We start from the raw sequence: 19030 nt of genomic DNA on the forward strand, positions 1-19030 counted from the left end.
CGAACGGCGGGTGAGCGATTCACAGCAGGCCGAGCCGGAGCCGATCGAACTGGCTCTCCGAATCCGGCAGGGAGACCGGAGCGCCGAAGAAGCGCTGGCGCGCCGCTACGGCCCCCGGCTCGAGTTCATTCTGCGACGCCATGTGCGCGAGCCCTCTCTGGCTGCCGATCTCCGCCAGGAAGCGCTGCTGGTGGTCATCGAACGGCTGCGCAACAGCGGCCTGGACGACCCGACAAGGCTTGCCGCCTTTCTCCATCAAACCGCCATCAACCTGGCGCGCGGTGAAGCACGCACCTATTTCCGCCGCAACACCCACCCCGACGTCGACGCAATCGAGCGGGCGGCAACGGCCGATTGTCCGCTGACCGATCGCATCGAGCGCGACGAGCTCGCCGCACTGGTCCGGCGCCTGCTCGAAGAACTGGGACAAGAACGCGACCGCGACATCCTGCGCCGCTTTTATCTCGGCGAGGAACCCAAAACCTCGATCTGCGCCGCGCTGTCGCTGAAGCCCGCCCAGTTCGATCGCGTGCTCTTCCGTGCCCGGCAGCGTTTCCGCCAGCTGCTCACCGAGCGCCTGGGCCAGCAGTTGACCATTCGATGAGAGAACGAGGGCGATCATGACAGTAACAGTCAAGACACCCGGACGGAGTACGCCATGACCCGGCGGCACCGCATATCCGATCGCCAGGTGCGCGACTACCTGCGCGGCCAGGCCGACCCGGAAACGGTTCGCGAGATCGAGATCGCGCTGCTCGACGACGATGAGCTATTCGAGCGGATCCAGATCGAGCAATTACTGCAGCAAGGCCTGTCCCATCGGTTTGACCTGAGTCGATCGCCCCGGCAGCGCTCGACGTCCGGTGCCCGCAGCGGGTCGAACCGCGTTCACTGGCCACTGGCAGCCACCCTGGCTTCGGCGGCACTGGGTCTGGGCGCCTATGCGCTATCGCTCAAGCACCAGCTCGACCAACTGCGCGCACCGCAGATCGATATCCCGGTCGTGACGCTGTTCGAGCAGCGCTCGGTGCTGGCCGCCGAGACCGATCTCGGCGCTGCGTTGAGCCGGCACAGCGGGCCGGCCCTGATTGAACTGGATGTTTCGCTCTACACCGGCCATGACTTTCAGCTCGAACTGATCACCGCGACACGTTCGATGACCTGGGATCGGCAACAACCCGATGAACGCGGCTATATCACCATCCTGCTGCCAGAGGTTGAAAGCATCGAGGCCATCCACGTTCGCTCCGGCGACGGACAACTGCTCAAAACCTATAGCGCCAAGGAGGAATGACCCATGCCGCTCAATCACTCGATCAAGCTATTGGCCTGCGCCGCCTGCCTGGGCCTGTTCGCCACCGCCCGGGCCGACTCAACCCTGCTCGGCAGCACCTGGGTGGTCGAAATCTGCCGCAGCAACATCACCGGTGCCCGCTGCCAGAGCACGCAGGATCTGGTGCCGCCGGACCGCTTCAGCGTTGACCTGAACCAGCACGGCGATCTCGTGCTGAGTATCCACAAGCAAAACCCGCCGGTCTTTCTGCAGTTTCCCCTGCGCGAAATCAGCCTGTGTCAGCGATCCGGCCAGTGTCAGTTTCCGCAACTGACCGCCAGCTTCGAGGATTTCGATGGCATGAAGAACCTGCACCTGGTGCTGCTGCGCCACGCCGGCCAATCCGGCGACCCCGCCAGCACCTGCGCCAGCTGGTTTTCCGAATCTGCCGCGCCAAACAAGCTGGAAGAGGCGGAAATCAAGGCGCAGTGCACGCTCGACCGGCTGGTCTACTGGTCCATCCAGACCATTAATCCGGATGCGGACGATGGGCGCATCATGTCACCGCCGGGCGACGGTCACGGCACCGGCAGCGACGGCGAAGGCTGAGCCGCGGCAGCTTGCCGTGATGGCGTTCGGAACCGCCCGATCCGTCCCCTGTGGGCCGCCAGCGCCCCGCGCGGGCTGAGCGGATGCCGCGAGCTGGTCGTCACTGCTCGATCGCCCTGGCGGCCGCAGCCGCTCTTGCCCCTGCCGGCGCATCGGGCTTCACGATCGATACCGAACAGTGGTTCGGTCCCGGTATCATCTGCCTCAGCGCCCGCAATCTGGGGCTCGACGCGATTGCCGAGTACGTCGACAATGATGGCCGGATCGTCTGGCGGGCCGGCAGCTGGCTCGGCCGCGACGGCCGCTACCTGCTCAGGCCTCCGGCCTCGGATGGCCTGAGCATTCGCTTCCGCGCGCTCGGGGACCGGCCCGTCGAACCGCAGGATGTCGCGCTCGAGGTCTGTCCCGACCCGATGCCCGCCGACGCCGTCGATGCGCTGACCGCCGCGATCAACGCGCGCCTGGCCGACTACCTGGGAGAGCATGGCGGCGACGAGGCGGCACTGCCCGATCATTTCCGACAGGCCATCGAGGCGCTCGGGGACGCCGGGCTGAGCAGCTGGAAGGCCGTAGCGCACTTCGAATATGCGTCCTACGCCCGGGCCACCGACCGGCTGGCCGAGGCAAGCGATCACTACCGGCACGCACTTGCGGGCTTTGCCGACACAGGGGACCTCGCCGGACGTGCCGCGGCCAGCAATTCGCTCGGGCTGGCCGCCCTGCGGCGCGGCGAGCTCGAGGAGGCTGCCGGGTGGTTCGACCGCGCGCTGCCAATGTATCTCGAGCTCGACGATCGCCATTCCGTAGCGGCGGTGAACAACAATCTGGGCCTGCTGCATCTGCGCCAGAATCGACTGAACAGGGCCGCCGAGCACCTCGATTCTGCGCTCAGCATCCTGCAGGGGCCGGTCGACCTGCGGGCGGCCGACCCGAATCCCGCCGCAATGGCCGGTGACGACGATGCGGCCGAGCTGACCTGGGCGCTGAATACGCTCAACAACCTGGCCATCGTGCGCCGGCGCCAGGGCGCAGTCGATCTGGCCGAGCGCTACTGGAACAACTACCTTGCCCTCGAGGGGCATACCGACCGTGCGCTCGGCGCTGCCCAGGCCCGCCAGAACCTGGGCCACCTGATGCTGCGGCAGGGTCGGCTGGACAAGGCGCTGCTGCTGTTGTTCGAAGCGAAGGAGCAATTCGATGCGGTCGGGGCGCGCCGCTGGATGTCGGAGGTGCGCATCCGCTTGAGCCACCTCTATTCGCATCTGAACGATCGCGACACCGCGCACCAGTTGGCCCGACAGGCGATCGACCTGGCACCGGAGGATCTCGAAGCACGCTGGCGCAGCCATCAGCACCTGGCCGAGCTGCTCCATCTGGCCGGCGACTACCCGGCAGCGGTGGACACGCTCGACGATGCGCTGGCCCTGGTCGAAAACGACCCGGACGGACTGAAATTCCTGCTTGCGCGAAGCCAGCGTGCGCACGCCCGGCTCATGGCCGGACAGATCGGCCCGGCGCTGCGGGCCCAGCAGGCGGTCCACGCCGAAATCACCGGACAAGACGATATCGGCGCAATCGCCAGAGTGCGCTACCGCCTGGCGCTGGCGCTCGTACACAGCGGTGAGCCGGAAGCAGCCGAACCGCTGCTGATGCAGGCACTCAAGGTCTTCCGCGACACCGAAGACGTGTTCTACGAGCTGCTGTCGCTCGAGGCGCTCGACCAGGTCCACGCCGACAATATGCAGGTCCGATTGCGATTCAGCAACGCGGCATTCGAGCGCGCCCAGACGCTGCGGCACCAGCCGCTGGCCGACGCTCGGCAAGTGGGTCTGGGTGCCACGCTGGCGCGCATCGATGCTCGCCACGTCAACCTGCTGGTCGCCGCCGGACGGGCCGACGAGGCCTGGCTTGCCGTGTCGCGCAGCAAGGCCGGGGCGCTGCTCAACCTGATTCGCGCACGCCAGCGCAGTCGCTCGGAGGCACAGCGCAGCGAACTGCTCGACAAGCACGCCGACCTGGTGTCCCGCCTGCACCGTCAACGGTTGTCCGGCAACCAGACCGGCACCCGTGCTGACGAGACCGCCACCGCGCTCCAGCTTCGAATCGACCGGGTCGAAACGCGCCTGCGCCAGCTGCTCGAGACCGAGCCGGTCCAGCCAATGCCGCCGATCACGGCCCTTCAGCGGCAGCTGCAGGACGGTCAGCTGTTGCTCGACTACTATCTGCTGCCTGATCGCCTGCTGCTGTGGGCCGTGAGCGCCAGTGACCGGCAGCTGCTCGAGCTGGCCGACCCGTCCGGGATCGAGCAGCAAGCAAGAGAGCTCCTTGGGCGTGTCAGCCACCCGCGCCAGGCCTTGGGCGCCATCGACCGGCTGGCCGGCAGTCTCGGCAACCGCCTGCTCGAACCGGTGGCCACGGCCCTCGAACAAGCCGACCAGGTGCTGATTCGCCCGCACGGCGTGCTGCATGCCCTGCCGTTCGCGGTACTACCGCTTGGCGACGGCATCCTGATCGACCAGGCTTCGGTCCGCACGCTGCTGGCCGCTGAATCCCCCGCCCTGCGCCCACCAGACGACTCATCGCCGGCACAGCAGCGGCTGCTCGTTCTGGCGGATCCGGGCTGGCAGCGCGGCAGCCCCGGATACGGCGGCTTGCCCGCCGACAGCCTGCTGGGTCGCCTGGTACGCGACAACCTGCTCAGCCGGCTGCCGGGGACCGCGCGCGAGGCCGAAACGCTGGGTCGTCTTCAAACGGCAGACACCTCGGTCCGGGTTCTCACCGGCATTCAGGCGTCCCGGCAGTTTCTCAGCCAGGGCGGGCTTCGCGGCTACCCGACGGTGCATATCGCCACACACGGCCTGGTCGACCTGCGCTACCCCTCGCTGTCAGCGCTGCTCCTGGCTGATGAAGGCAGCATGGGTCCGGCGCTGCTCAGGCCGCAGGAAATCGCCGAGCTGGAGCTGGACGCTCGCCTGGTCGTGCTCAGCGGCTGTGAAACAGGGTTGGGACCGATCAGCGGCGGTGAGGGCGCACTGAGCCTGGCGCGCCCCTTCCTGGTGGCCGGCGCAGGCGAAGTGATCAGCACCCTGTGGAAAATCGACGATCAGCGCACCGCTCTGTTCATGCAATCCTTTTACGAACATCTCCTGGCCGGGAATCACAGCCCGGCTGCTGCCCTGGCGGCCGCCCAGCTCGAAATGCGTCGCGACAGACGTACCGCACACCCCTATTACTGGGCCGGTTTTGTACTGTCCGGCACGACCCTGGCATCCGGTTAAAACATCAGCTGAGAGATTCTGGCGACTGGTGACAGAACAGGGTCAGGACCCGATGATTCCACGGACCGATGCCCAGTTGCCGACCGCAGACACCCGCCGCCAGTGTCCTGATCGGCGCACGCCCGGTGCCGCCGGCACCCGCCATCGGTCTGACAGGCCTCAAGAGACGCAGCGAAAGCCGACTGGCGTTGGCAACACGCCCGTTACGGGCTCCAACCACGAAGCCGCGCGAACCGCCGGCTTCCTTTTTCCCAGCCGTCCGGCCCGACATCCCCCGCCGGACAGAGCGGCTGATCAGCGCTGGACGTGTTCGGCCAGAATGGCGATTCCACGCTCGATCTCGGCGGGTGCAGCAGCGGTGAAACAGACTCGGACATGGTTCGGGTATGGGCCAAAACTCGGGCCAGGCGCGACCAGGACACCGGCCTCGGCCAGGTCGCCGAGGAAACCGCCGAGGCCACGCTCGTCAAGGGCTTTGGATACGTCGGCGAACAGGAAGGTGCTGCCTTCCGGTGCCGGCAGCCCAAGGGCGGCCGCGGCGTCGAATCCAAGCCTGGCGTACCTGGCGCGTGCGCCGGCAACCCAGTCGTCGGCAGCGCCGTTCAGGGCGTTGAGCGCCGCCAGCTGCGAGGCCGAGCAGGCCGAGTAGTTGATATTGGTCATGATGCGTTTGATGGCATCAATGGCTTCATCGGGGCCGGTCAGATAGCCGCAGCGGTTGCCGGCCATGCCGAAGGCCTTCGAGAAGCTATGCACCGAGATGGTGTTGGCCGGCGAGATCGAGCGGGTGTAGACGTGCGCATCCTCGTAGACGTAGTCCTCGTAGACGTCGTCGGAGAAAACCCATAGATCATGCTTTCGCGCCCAGGCACACATGGCATCCAGCCAGTCGCGCGGCAGCAGGCGACCGGTGGGGTTGTGCGGCGTGTTCCAGTAGACCGCCACGGTCTTCTCGGTTCGCGCCTGCTCAAGGCGCTCTACGGCTTCTTCGGCAGTTTTCACTTCGGTCATCATCGGCACGTCCACCGGCCTGGCGCCGAAGGCTCTGACGCTGCCGGCAATCAGCGGCCAGTAAGGAGCGACCAGCAGCACCTCCTCACCGGGCGAGACCAGTGCGCCGACCATCGCGGCCAGGCCAGCCGTGGCGCCGCCTGTGACCAGCACCTGGCCGTATTCGGTCCGGATGCCGCTGCGCTCGCCGTGGACCTCGGCGATGCGATCCCGCAGCTCGGGGTAGCCCGGCACCGGCGAGTAGCGGTGCATGCCCGGATGGTCATTGACGGTGAGATCCTGCATCCGGCAACCCTCGGCCGGCTCCATCCAGGTATCGCCGATATGCAGCGGCACCGGGGGCCTGCCTGAGGCGGGCTTGTTCTTCAGTCCGGAATAAACCGAGCCTTTCACGCCCTGCGCGGACTCGGTGATGTTCGGGAATCGCGGCATGGTCAATCGTCGAGTTCTGAAGCCGGCCTACAGGTTACACGCTGCAGGCCATGACTTTCCAACGACTGTCAACCCGTGCGGCACAGGCCCCATCGACGATGCCGAGAGGCTGGATGGGCGTGCTTGCTCCGGGTCGACTATACTTACGAATGCGGTCACTAATCAGCAAACACTCAGCGCATCCGCACGGCAGCATGAAACCTTCCGTCCTCCTCGGCACCGCCACCATCCCGGACACGAACAAGCAGATGCTGCTCTACCGGCACGACGTGAAGTTCTCGATCACCATTCCCGGTCGGGGCGAGTTGATGAACAGCCGCGTCAACGGCTCTGAAAAGGCGCTGGCCGAGCTGACCTGCGAGCGAATCAAGGGCACGCAGAATGCGCGCCTGCTGATCGGCGGCCTGGGCATGGGCTTTACGCTGGCCTCGGCGCTGGAGGCGACCGGGGCCGATGCTGAAGTGGTGGTCGCCGAACTGGTACCGGAAGTCGTCGACTGGAATCGCGACTTCATGGGAGAGCCCGCCGGGCACCCCCTGTCCGATCCGCGAGCCACGGTTTACGTCGGCGACGTCAGCGACCTGATCCGCAAGCCCGAGTCGGGCTTCGACGCGATCATGATGGATGTCGACAACGGGCCCGAGGCGCTGATCCGGCGCGAGAACGACTGGATCTACTCGGCCGCCGGACTATCGGCCATCGCGCGTTCGCTGCGGCCCGGCGGCGTGCTGTCGGTGTGGTCGGCCGGGCCCGACCGGCTGTTCGTCAAGCGCATGAAACAGGCCGGTTTCCGCGTCGACGAGCGCGTGGTGCGCCCTTATCGCAAGGGCAAGGGGGCGCGGCACTTCATCTGGTTCGGTACCCGGGGCGAGTGATCGCTCAAAGAACCTCTGAACAAGCCCGCAGGGTCGCGACCGCGGCTTTGGTCGCGCTGCTCGGCTCCAGTCTTGCGGGTTCCCGCCCATGGATTCACCTTGTCACAGGCAATGCCGTCACACAAGCGATTCAGGGTGCCGGTTCCGGCTGCAGCATGTGCGCGATCACCAGTCGAGTCAGCCGGGTTTCCGCTGCAGCAAAATCGCCAAACGACTCGGCGCGCGCGTTGATGTTGATTGCTACAACCAGTTCCAAATCGGGGTAGACCACCAGCCAGCTCATCGCGCCCTTGGATACGCCACCATGGTGGACCTCGCGTACCGGCCCACCGTCGAGCTCGATTCGCCGTGACCGGTTTACCCGCCAGCCCATGGCATAGGACTGCTCGTTGACCTCTCCCGAGACCAGCCGGACCGGTGTCCAGAAATCCTCGCGCAAACTCGCTGGCAGAAACGACTCATCGAGCCATGCGCTTCCCAGCCGTGCCAGATCGGTGGACGTCGACAGCAGTCCGCCGCCCGGCCACTTCAGGCTCAGGTCGACGTCGCGCCATGGGCGAACCCGGCCGCCGGCGACTCGGTAAAAACTCGCGATTGTATCGGGCAGGTCGCCCGCGCGCTCGACGCCGGTATCGATAAGCCCGAGCGGGTGCAGCACCAGCTCGCGCAACAGCATCGGATAACGGTGGCCGGTAATCGAAGCCATGACCCACGCGTTGACCGTGGTATCGAACGACGAGTAATGAAATCCGGCACCTGGTTCGAACAGCAACTGTGTGCCGTCGAAAACCGATAACGCCTCTTCGACGCCGCCAAACGAACGCGCCAGTCGGATCGTCTGCCAAACGCCGGGGAAGTCGCGGTTCTCGGCGTAGCCCGGCAGCCCGGCCGTATGCGAGGCAAGCTGGCGCGGGGTCAGGCTCGCCCACTGCGGGTTCGGTACGGTCTCCACGTAGCGCTCGATAGGCGCATCGAGGTCCAGCTGTCGGCTTGCTACCAGACGGGCCATTGCGGTCGCGGTCACGGCCTTGGATGTCGAGCCGATCCGATAGACGGTTTTCGTCGTCGCCGGTTCCGGCGGGTCAACTCGGGCCCAACCGGCAGTCCCGGCCCAGACAAGCGAGTCCTCCAGCACCACGGCCGCCGACAGCGACGGCGCGCCGATGCGCGCGCGCTCCTCGACCAGCGCCTGCGTCGCTAGCGCGGCGAACCCCCGGTACTCGGGCTCGAAGGTCTGGTGCGTCGGGGCGGTTCGGTCCGGCAGCGGCTTCCAGCCCCACCACGGCGTCAGCCAGTCGGTCGCCAGCATGAGCGCCGCCGCGGCGCCGAATGCACCGAGCAACCCCACAATCGCCACGGTCAGAAGGATCCTGGTCATCATTTTTTTCTTGGCTTTCTCCACGACATACAGCGTGATCGTCCCGTCGACAACGACAGCACCATCGGTACGATACGCTTTGACGGATAACGGCTTCCAGTCGCCCGGCCGGGTTTGGGCGACCGTGCGGATGTCGCTGTCGGCCCTTGCGGTATAGGACAGCGTCATGCCTTAATGCTACGCGAAACCGCTACCGCGCGACAGCCGCGGCGGCATCCACGCTGTACGGCACGCCCCTTCGAAAATCGAGCAGGTCGCGGCGGCTTCCGCGACGGACGACCGTTCCCCTTACTCGACCGTAAAGACCCTGTGCATGTCCGACGCGTTGATTTCCGATATCCATAGGTAGCGGCCGGGCGCGAGGTCAACGCTCATGTAGCCATGGCGTCCGGCTTCCATGCGCTCGACGCCGCCGAGAAATTCCACCGGAGCGGGTGCACGCAGGCCTCCGACATTGCGCCAGTCCATCCAGAACACGATATCGTCCAGGCTGGACCCGTCGTCCAGCTTCGCCAGGTGGACGTCATAGGGCGTGAACGGGTCGGAACGAGCGTCGATATCGACCCGGATGGTCCTTTTACCGGGAGACAGCGTATCCGGCGCCTCGATTCCGTCATTCGAGAGCGCGATCGTGGTGTCGGCTTCGGGTTCGGTGCCTTCGCCGCCGGGCTCGACCACTTCGACCTGGGTCAGCATGCCCATGGACGTATGCCAGCTTCCGTCCGGCGACTTGACATAGCACTCCAGCAGGTAGGTGCCCGGCTCCGGAATCATGAAACTGGACTGTGCCGTCCTGCCCGGCGCCACCAGACCCACGCCGCCCACGTAAGTCATCTGGAGCCCCCACTCGGGAATGTTCTCGCCCAGGAAGGCGGGGATGTCCTGTTTTTCGATCTCCCCGGAACGAAGGCCCGCCATCAGCTCATCGAATGCCGGCACCACCTCGCGGCGCTGGTCCCCGATGGTCTTGCCTTCGACCAGCCGGTACATGATGACGAAGTGGGTCTGCCGGCCCTGGTTGTCCAGGCGCATGGTGTACCAGCCAGTATCCAGCGTTTCGGGTGCCTCGATGGAGAAGTCGCTTGCGATGACGTCGATCAATCGCTCCCCGCTCGCCTGCGGCACGACTTCGGCCTTCCCCTCGACCGTATCCGGCTGCGTTTCAGAAGCCTCTGCCGGCGCTGACTCCTGCTGTGCCTGTGCGCGGTCCCCACCTTCCTGCGGGGCGTCCTCGCCGCATCCGACCAGGCTGAATATCAGCACCAGGAATGGCAGTAACACGGTGTGCTTCGAATAGTCCATTCTGCGGCCCTCCGGGCAACATGCGCAAAATCACGCAATGGCATCGCCGCGACCATAGCACTTTGCCAAGTGCCGGGTTTCAATCCCTGGTGGCATTCTACCGGGCGATCAGGGATTTTCCGTCGCACCGCGATAGAGTAGCTCGACCCAGCGGTCGGGCGGAATGAAGCCGCCGCCCCACTGCTCGTCGAACTCCGCAGTGATACCGGCCGCCTGGATGTCCTCGAGGCTCCTGCCTGCATCGATGGCCGCATCCAGCCTTCGCCGGACCGTGACCAGCATCTGGTGGTAGCCGAGCAGTTGCTCGCGATCGATGATCGGGCCGTGCCCGGGAATGATCGTGGTGTTCTCGTCGGCCATTTCGATAATGCGCTCGACCGCCGAAATCATTCCCGGAAGACTGCCGCCGGAGTCGACGTCGACGAAGGGATAGAGGCCGTAGAAGACGGTGTCGCCGGCGTGGATGACGTTGGCCTCGGGCAGATGCACCACCGAATCGCCGTCGGTGTGCGCATGGGGCACGTGGAAGGCGTTGATGGTGTGGCCGCCGAGGTGGAAGGTCACTTCGTCGTTGAAGGTGACCACCGGCAGTGCGGCATCGGGCGAAGCCGGCGTTGTGCGGCCGAAGAATTCCATGACCTGTGCGGTGGACATGCGCTCGCGCACGTTGTCGTGCGCGACCACCAGGCTGCCCTTCTCTGCCAGGTTCTCGTTGCCGCCCGTGTGATCGCCGTGCCAGTGGGTGTTGAACACGAACTTCACCGGCTGGTCGGTCACCGAGCCCACCGCGGCCAGGATCCTGTCGGTCAGCGGCGCGTACTGGTCATCGATCAGGAAGGCGCCGTCTTCGGTGACCACCAGGCCGATGTTGCCGCCACGGCCGGTGAGCATGTGGACGCCATCGTTGATCGATTCGACGCCGATCTCGACCTCATCCATCGATTGCGCGGCCGCCCCGGGGGCGGCAAACAGTAATGCGGCAGCCAGGGCCGGCCAGACAACTCGTCGAATCATGCCGATCACTCTTCAGGTTCAAGACCGGCCATGATCATACCAACAATGTGCCGATATCCTTATTCCGCCTGCGTCGGCACGAAGTTGGCGGTAATCACCGCCGACCCACCCGATTTGAGGTTGCGGGTGATGATCAGCACGGAGGCCGGGAGGCTCAGCCCACCATCGGATTCGTACACGCTCGTGAAGCCGTCCGGGAATCGCAACTGGCCGCAGCCGGGCGTCAGGTCGAGGATGCAGCCCGTGGCCACACCCCGGGGAATCGAGTTGGCGTCGTTCCAGGCCTGCTCCAGCGCGTCGGCATCATCGAGGACGCCCTGGACAAAGTCCATGGCCGTGTTGGCTTGCTTGAGGTCGGACGCTGAGGACAGGCCCGATGCCGCATTTTGCGCCGCATCGAGCAGACTGGGGCCGATCATGGTCACCGAATTGTTGGGGCTGAGTGTCGGATCGAAGCCAAAGCCCTCGATCACCGAATTGGGGATTTCAAAGACGTGGATGGCCAGGCTGGAACCCGTGATGATGCCGACCACCGATGAATCATTCACCCAGTTCTGTAACAAGTCGGCGGCGATAATCGAGCCCATGGAGGTGGCCACGTCCACGATGTAGGGGACGTAGAAATCCTTGATGATGTTGTTGCGGATTCGCGTGGCACTCATCAGGCCGAGCAGGGTAAAGCGCGGCGCGCCGATGGCGTTCTCGCCCGTCAGTCCCGCATCGGCCAGTTCCTGGCGAAGTGCCCGGATATCGGCCACCAGCAGTCGTGGCGTGAAGGTGCCGGTGATCGCGATGATCGCGCCGGAAGCCCCCAGCACGCCCGGCACGGAGGGATCGAGCGCGTCCAGGGCGGCTGCGGTCTGCATCAGATCCTGATTGAGCTGGTTGATGACCAGGTCCGGGGCGGTACCTTCGCGCATGACTTGATCCAGCGTTTCGAGCAGCGCCCAACAGATCCAGGCTCGCCTCGCCATAGGCGCCGTCCTCGGCCGACACGGGCAGGCCGCCGTCGATGGCCTGGGCTGGCGTGGGCGGCACGCCGCCTTCCGGGGCGATCACGGTCATGGTGCGCAGGCGGCGCAGGTCGATGGCGGCTTCCAAATCGGCCAGGGCCTGATCGATGAGAACGATCGTCGGCAGGTCGTTCGCCAGTACGGCGGCCTGCAGTGCCGTGACCAGGTCCCCGAACTCGTCGAGCTGCCGAGCGAAATTCGAATACAGATCACCGCTGGGACCCTCGCTGACCGGTGCCAGTGCAGCCACCGGCGTGCTGATCGACTCACCGCCACGGACGCTGTAACTGGCCACCAGTTCGAAGCCGCCCTGCGTATCGGGCGCGGTCAGGATCGACGAGCCTGCGAGCGACGGCGGCGTGCCGAAGTTGGTTTCCGGATCGATCACCAGCGACAGGCTGACCGCCGGTTGCGGATCCAGCGGTGTGCCGTCGATATCGCGTACTTCCACGGAAACCGTGGCGGTGTCGCCGGCGGTAATCACGGGAGGATCCACGACCAGACTCGCGCGCGGTCCACCGGACAGGGTCAGGTCGATGGCGCTGCCCGGCGGCACCGGTGCGTTCGGTGGCGGGTCCTGTGCCGCGACCACGCCGCGCGGAATCAGGGGATCGTTGACCCAGACCACCATGCCCGCATTCAATCCGGCCTGAGCGAGACTGTCCAGCGCATTCGCCTCAGTCAGCCCCAGAACGCGCGGTACGTTGATCGGCACCGGACCTTGGGAAACGTCGATTCGAACCCGGCTGCCCGCCGCCGCGGTACTGCCCGCTGCAGGCAGCTGTGCCGCCACAGCACCCGCCGGGATCGTGTCGCTGAAGACGGGCTGGATCGGGCTGGCCTCCAGCGTGACATCGTGCAGGTCGGTCACGGCCTGCGCTTCCGTGAGGCCCGCCACGTTCGGAACGGTCACCGGCGGTACCACCTCCAGCACATAGTTCTGGCTGGCACGAGAGCCGATCGAGTCGACCACATCCACAACCACCACATGGGGACCGAGGTCGCCGCTGCCGGGCGTCCAGATCACTTGGTTCAGCGCATCGATGGACATGCCGCTCGGCCCTTCGGCAATGGACAGGGTCAGCACTTCGCCTGGATCGGCATCGACGGCCAGCACCGGATAAACGTAATCGAAGCCGGGAGAGGCCAACCTCAAGGGTGTCGACAGAATGCGCGGCGGCGCGTTCGGCGGCAACACATCGATGTCGACGCGAGCCACGTTGGAGGTCAGCTCGCCGTCGAAGGCGGCGTACTCGAAGAAGTCGCTCTCCTCGACGCGTTCTTCCGGGAGCCTGCCATTGAGGCGATTCTGGTTCAGGCCGTTCAGCAGCCAGTGCGCTTGTTCGAAGCGAGCAATGGTGCCATCGGGATTGACGTTGGTGACGTGGTAGTTCCACTGGTTCCAGATCGGACGCGTCGGCGCCCAGTTGTCACCGGGGGATTCGAAGACCCAGTAGGCCGAGCTCGGTCCGAAGCGGTTTGTGCCGTTCATCAACAATTCGGAGGCGCCATCGTTGTCGACATCGGCGAAGAAAGGGGTTTCCCCGGCCGGCGGGTTGCCGAGGCCGAGATCGAACGCCTGGATCAGCTGGCCGGTCTCGCCTTCCAGCACCCACAATAACCTTGGCTGGAAACCGAACAGCAGGATTTCCGTTTCGCCATTGCCGTCCAGATCGAACACGGTCGGCAAAACCGTCCCCAGACTCAATCCACTACCATCGCTGGGATACTCCCACTTCAGGGAGCCGTCATGACCATTGAGGACTTCCAGCTTCGCGGGTGAAAACCCGTTGTTGCCGACGACCAGCACCTCGACCAGACCGTCGTCGTCGACGTCGGCGACGACCAGCTCGGCTTCGAAGGTCTGGAAGTTGAAGACCGTAGGCGCTGTCCAGAGCCGCGTTCCGTCGTGGTTCGAGGCGACCGTCTCAGAAGTGCTTGTGCCGGCCATGACCAATTCCGGGTAGGGATCACTGTCCAGGTTGGCCGCGGTGGGTGTGGCCCGACGCTGGAAGTTATCGATGTCGTTCAGTTTCCAGAGCAATGCGCCGTCATGAGAGAACGCGGCCGAGCCAACAAGAATTTCGGGGTCTCCATCGAGATCCAGGTCGACCACTTCGGCGCGCATGAAGTCGCCGCCGCGACGGATGCCGCGGGCATAGCTGGTGAACAGCTTCATGCCCTGGTTGTCGAAGACGGTCACCGCGACGCCGTCCTGGCTCGTGCCGTCGGCATCGACGCCATGACCGACGATGATCTCCGGCGTGCCATCCTGGTCGAGGTCGGCAATGGTCGGTTGCGCCCCGTTGATTCTCCCGTCGCCGTGGACCGCGCGAATGCCTTCGACGAAGTACCGTTCCGCCAGTTGCTCGCTTTCCCACTTGAAGGTGCCATCGTGTTCGAAGGCGAAGATCTTGTTCATGTCCGGGGGAAGATCCGAGCCTTCGCCGCCGATCGAGATGATCTCGACATAGCCGTCCAGGTCGATGTCCGCCACGGCCTTGCCGGAATAGTTAACCACACCGCGATCGAGCGGGGGGCTGGTCGCGATGAGTTCGCCCGTGTCCGGGCTGCTGATCACGAAGATGTTCCTGCCGGCAACCCCGTTGCTGACCTGGGTGACCACGTCCGTACGACCGTCGTCGTTCACGTCTGCGACCAGCGGCGGCGCAAGCGTCCCCCCGTTGTTGGGGGTCATGAACTCCAGTGCGGCGACGAAGCCGATCGTTCCCGTTGGTACATTCGGCGTGTAGTCGAAGGAGCCGTCGGCGTTCAGCGTCAGCAAACCCTGCGTCGGCCCGGTGACGAGCTGGGCGGCCAGTGCGTCGTCGTTCGGATCGACGTCATTGCCCAGCACACCGGGTGCGGGAACATTGAGCGTCTCGCCACGTTCGACCCGATAGGCGCCGTCATCGACCGCTATGGGCGGGCGATTGAAGTCCACCAAGATCTCGAAGCTGGTCTGATCGCTGAAGCCTTGTGGGTCGCTAACCTCGACGGTGACCGCGTGGTTTCCGAGCTGCTGGCCGACGGGCACCCAGGCGATCAGCCCGTTGTCGGAATCGATCTGCATCCCGGCCGGACGAACGAGCAATCGATAGGTCAGGACCACGTCATCGGGGTCGTTCGCCGTGACCTGGATGGCCACGTTGATACCCGGTCGAGCACCGCGATCGTCGATCGGATCGATGACCGGCGATGCGTTGGCCAGCAGCACATTCAGGGCGAAGGTCTCCGTGTCGAGCTGGCCGCTGTCGTCCGTGGCCCGCACCACCACGTTGTTGACGCCGATATCAGCGATCGAGGGGGTCCATACGATGAGTCCGCTGAGGCCGTCGATCGTCATGCCCGGCGGCGCCTGGTCGAGGCTGTAGGTCAGCAGATCTTCGGGATTGGGGTCCGTGGCGTCGACATCGACGCTGAAGGGTTCATCAATCAGGATGCTCGCATCGGCGATGTCGTCGATCAGGGGACCGGCCGAGTCATCGATGACCTCAACGCAGAAGGTGTGGCGATTGCGCCGCTGGTCGGTGTCGGTAACCAGCACGGTGGCCGAGATCACGCCGACCTGCAGCTCGTCGGGCTGCCAGCTCACCACACCCGTGGCCGTGTCGATGGTCATGCCGGGCGGGGCCTGGACCAAGCGGAAATTCAGCCCGGCCTGGTCGATCGGAGAACTCGTGTCGATATCGAATTGCAGCAAGCCGTCGGCGGTCAGCACCTGGTCAAAAACAGGATGAAACTGCGGCAGATTCGTCGGGTCCTCGAAGCGATCGACCTTCAGCACACAGCGCCGCTCGATCTGCGCCGAAGCGCTCTGGGCCGCGAACAACACGCCCACGGCAAGCGTTGTAAGAATAAATCGGAAAGTGCGCATATCAGCGGCCCTCCGTAGCATTGCCCAGCGCAGTGGCAAGTGGATTGGCTGCGCGGAAGATATCGCGGGCGCGATTGTTGTCACCACTGACGAGATTCGCAGCGTCGGACTCGAACACGATCCACTGGCCGTCGCCGGTGATGGCGGGCAGGTAGCTGTGGTTGTCGGCTTCCCCACCACCGGCCGGGATACTGACGCGTGCGGTCTGATTCGTATCGCGATCGTGAACGAAAATATCGAAGCGCTCGTTACTGTCGTCAGCCACGAGATTGGACGCATTGGAGCGAAAGACCACGAATCGGCCGTCGTCGGATATCTGTGCCGAGAAGCTGCCGCGATCGGCCTCGGTACCGTCAGACGCCACACTGACGCGCTGGGTGAGGCCGGTCGCGATTTCGTGGACGAAGATGTCCCAGACCCCGTTGGTGTCGCCGAGCACCAGATTGCTCGCCAGGGAACGAAAGACCACGAACTCACCGTCTCCGGACAGTACGGGATCGTAGCTGTCCCCGTCGGCCTGGGTGCCGTCGCTGGCGACGCTGGCGCGAATCAGCGGGCCGGCAATGCCGACGGGCATGCCCTGGCCGTCGAATCGGAATTTGACGAACACATCTTCCAGGCCGTTGCTGTCATCGGGGACCAAGTCGGTGGCGTAGGAATAGAAGGCGATTCGAGCGCCATCGTCCGATACGCTCGCAGACATTGAGTCTCCGTTCCCCTCGGGGCAATCCGGCGGCACGGCGCCGATGCAGGAAGGGTCTGAACTGAAGTCCGGGCGATTGATTCGTTCGAGTGCGATGGTCCCGGCGCCATCGATGTCATAGAGGAAAACGTCGAAGGCGGCATTGTCGTTGTCGTCAAGCGGTCTGACCGTGGCCGGCTCCACGCCCTGGAAGTCGACCTGGCTATGGAAGACCAGAAACCGTCCATTGCCCGAAATCTGCGGCTCCTCGCGCTCGCGGCCGGAACCGCCCATCAGGATTTCCGTCGTCGCGTCCGCGATCCGATCGCGGATGCTCAGATGGGTCACGCCCGGATAGATGCTGAAGCTGACGCGGGAGCCGTCATCGGACACCGAGGGGAAGAAGGCGTTTCGGTAGAGCGCCGTGTTGGTCGGCGTCCCGTCGAGGTCGAGATTGGCCCATTCGAGCGTGCCAAGGCCGTAGTCCCGAACGAAGACATCGGGCAAATCGTTGTCGTCACCGGCAATGAGATTGTCGGCACTCGATCGAAAGGCAATGACGCTCCCGTCATCCGAGACCGCGGCCTCGTAGCTGTTGTGGTTGGCCTCCGTGCCGTCCAGCGCGGTGCTGACGCGTTCGATCTGCGCCATGGCCGCTGACCCGTCGAACAGGAGCCAGGTCGCTGCCAGCACGGCCATTGCACCAACGTGCGCGATAGAAGAAAAACGAAAGCACATCATCGTTCCTCCGCGTGGAGATACATTCACTCACAGAAGCGAAAAAGCTGCGCCGTTACTGTCAATCGGTTGGCGAGAATCCTTGCTTTGAGAGTCGCAGCAGCCCGGACCAACAGGCTGAAAGCGGGCAACTTGGCTCAGTCCTGCGGGGCCTCGAACGAGTCTGAAAAGATCAATGGGTCGGCGCACAGCCAACGGGCGATCCGGGGCGAGGGCTGGCCGTTCGCGAACAGAAACCAGCCGCCGGCGTAAAGCGACCGCTCGCTGCCGCTGCCGAACGGGGCCAAGGCGAGTACATCCCCCGACAGGCCGGCATCCAGTGCCGACCACGCGGTACCATCCCAGCGAGCAATCCGGTTGGCGCTGGTCCCCGAGGCGCTCTGGAATTCGCCGGCCGCGTAGACGCCCGGGCCGGTGCCATCATCGAAGACACTCAGCGCATTGACATCACCCAGGGTGCCGTCACCGGGCTCGATGAATTGAGTCAGGGCATATTTCGCGATGTGGAACGCGATCACATTGGCCTGGTTGAAATCGCCGCCGATGTACTGCACCTCGTCGTCGCCCTCGGTGCGCTGGGTAATAGCGCGGACGATGTCGTCAGTCCCGGTGGAAAGCCCGAACCAGCGATCGCGGTCACCGTCCCACTCGGCGATATTGCTGACTGCTGTCTCGCCCGCCTGCTGGAACAGCCCGCCGACCCATAAGCGGTGATCGGTATCTTCGGTGACGGGATCAAAGCCGTTGTCCGCCGCTTGCAGCGCGAACACGAAGCCGTTGGTTCCGCCGCCGACCGGGGACCAGCCGGTTCCGTCCCACGCGGCCAGAAATGTTGCCGGCTGGCCGTCTGCCACGGTGAATCGACCGCCCACGTACAGCCTGGAGCGGGTGCCATCATCATAGGCCGCCAGTGCCAGGACGTCGCCGTCGAGACCACTGTCGAGCGCCGTCCATGTGCTGCCATCCCAGCGCGCGATGCGATTGGCCGGCTCGCCACCGGCCTCGGTAAAGCGGCCGCCGACATACAGTGCCGGACCGGTGCCATCGTCCCACACGGCCAGGGCTTCCACATCGGCATTGACGCCGTCGCCGAGTGTTTCCCATGCCGTGCCGTCCCAGCGGGCGATGCGGGACATCGCCTGACCGCCCACCTGGCTGAATCCGCCGCCCGCGTAAAGCGCCGGCCCGCGGCCGTCGTCGTGAACTGCCATCGCCCGCACAACGTTGTCGGGCGCGTTGTCGCTGAATACGTCATCCCAGCGGCAGCCCTCACCGGCATTCGCTGACGAGAGCAGCATTGTGACTATAGCTGACGTGACGAGAACCCACCGGTTTGCGGGCATACATTCGACCTCTCTGTGCCGTTTTGTCGGATGGTTCGCATCTTTACAAAGAACCGCCTCTGCGGCTCCGGCTTGCTGGGGCTGTTCAGCCCTCGAAGTTGCTTAGGTCGCGCGCCATGACTTGATCCCTGCTCAATGATGGCGGCAGACTCAAGTCCAGCTTACCTACCATCAAAAGCGCAATGGCCGGGCCTTTTCTGTCACG

12 protein-coding genes are annotated in these 19030 nt (G+C 64.9%); 5 read left to right on the forward strand and 7 right to left on the reverse strand.

Translation table 11 applies throughout. From position 1 onward, the window contains the following. The first annotated feature begins 10 nt into the window (after positions 1 to 10). From HND55_12395 to HND55_12410, 4 genes are all read left to right on the forward strand, one after another. Complete coding sequence (locus HND55_12395; protein ID QKK03386.1) at positions 11 to 604, forward strand: sigma-70 family RNA polymerase sigma factor; 594 nt, start codon at positions 11 to 13, stop codon at positions 602 to 604. A gap of 54 nt (positions 605 to 658) precedes the next feature. Continuing rightward, positions 659 to 1294 carry a hypothetical protein gene (locus HND55_12400; protein QKK03387.1) on the forward strand — a complete coding sequence of 212 codons (636 nt, stop codon included), beginning with the start codon at positions 659 to 661 and terminating at the stop codon, positions 1292 to 1294. Positions 1295 to 1297: 3 nt separating this feature from the next. Continuing rightward, entirely contained in the window at positions 1298 to 1882 is a 585-nt protein-coding gene (locus tag HND55_12405) for a hypothetical protein (protein QKK03388.1), read from the forward strand. Between the two features lie 83 nt (positions 1883 to 1965). After that, positions 1966 to 5160 (forward strand): CHAT domain-containing protein, encoded by a 3195-nt coding sequence (locus HND55_12410; GenBank protein ID QKK03389.1) that lies wholly within the window; start codon positions 1966 to 1968, stop codon positions 5158 to 5160. 294 nt (positions 5161 to 5454) lie between these two features. Here the strand turns inward: HND55_12410 and HND55_12415 are convergent, their stop codons facing one another. Continuing rightward, positions 5455 to 6603, reverse strand: a complete 1149-nt coding sequence (locus HND55_12415; protein QKK03390.1) for a pyridoxal phosphate-dependent aminotransferase — start codon at positions 6601 to 6603, stop codon at positions 5455 to 5457. Between the two features lie 194 nt (positions 6604 to 6797). Between HND55_12415 and HND55_12420 the strand changes: the two genes are divergently transcribed. Then, positions 6798 to 7478, forward strand: coding sequence for a hypothetical protein (locus tag HND55_12420; protein QKK03391.1), 681 nt, complete (start codon positions 6798 to 6800; stop codon positions 7476 to 7478). A gap of 130 nt (positions 7479 to 7608) precedes the next feature. Here the strand turns inward: HND55_12420 and HND55_12425 are convergent, their stop codons facing one another. The 6 genes from HND55_12425 to HND55_12450 all read right to left on the reverse strand — a co-directional run bounded on the left by HND55_12425 (position 7609) and on the right by HND55_12450 (position 18825). After that, positions 7609 to 9024 carry a serine hydrolase gene (locus HND55_12425; protein QKK03392.1) on the reverse strand — a complete coding sequence of 472 codons (1416 nt, stop codon included), beginning with the start codon at positions 9022 to 9024 and terminating at the stop codon, positions 7609 to 7611. 120 nt (positions 9025 to 9144) lie between these two features. Then, entirely contained in the window at positions 9145 to 10158 is a 1014-nt protein-coding gene (locus tag HND55_12430; GenBank protein ID QKK03393.1) for a hypothetical protein, read from the reverse strand. 108 nt (positions 10159 to 10266) lie between these two features. After that, on the reverse strand, positions 10267 to 11172 hold the full coding sequence (locus tag HND55_12435) for an MBL fold metallo-hydrolase (GenBank protein QKK03394.1): 906 nt from the start codon (positions 11170 to 11172) through the stop codon (positions 10267 to 10269). A 59-nt stretch (positions 11173 to 11231) separates the two neighbouring features. Continuing rightward, the gene (locus HND55_12440) at positions 11232 to 11759 is read right to left on the reverse strand and encodes a hypothetical protein (GenBank protein ID QKK03395.1); all 528 of its coding nucleotides are present in this window, start codon (positions 11757 to 11759) and stop codon (positions 11232 to 11234) included. Beyond that, positions 11713 to 16428: a PASTA domain-containing protein gene (locus HND55_12445; GenBank protein QKK03396.1), complete on the reverse strand. Its 4716-nt coding sequence runs from the start codon at positions 16426 to 16428 to the stop codon at positions 11713 to 11715. The genes HND55_12440 and HND55_12445 overlap by 47 nt, the downstream gene beginning before the upstream one ends. Before the next feature lie 1191 nt (positions 16429 to 17619). Continuing rightward, positions 17620 to 18825, reverse strand: a complete 1206-nt coding sequence (locus HND55_12450) for a hypothetical protein (GenBank protein QKK03397.1) — start codon at positions 18823 to 18825, stop codon at positions 17620 to 17622. Between the last annotated feature and the right edge of the window lie 205 nt (positions 18826 to 19030).

The sequence above is a fragment of the Pseudomonadota bacterium genome, assembly GCA_013285445.1.
Classification (GTDB): Bacteria; Pseudomonadota; Gammaproteobacteria; order Xanthomonadales; family Wenzhouxiangellaceae; genus Wenzhouxiangella.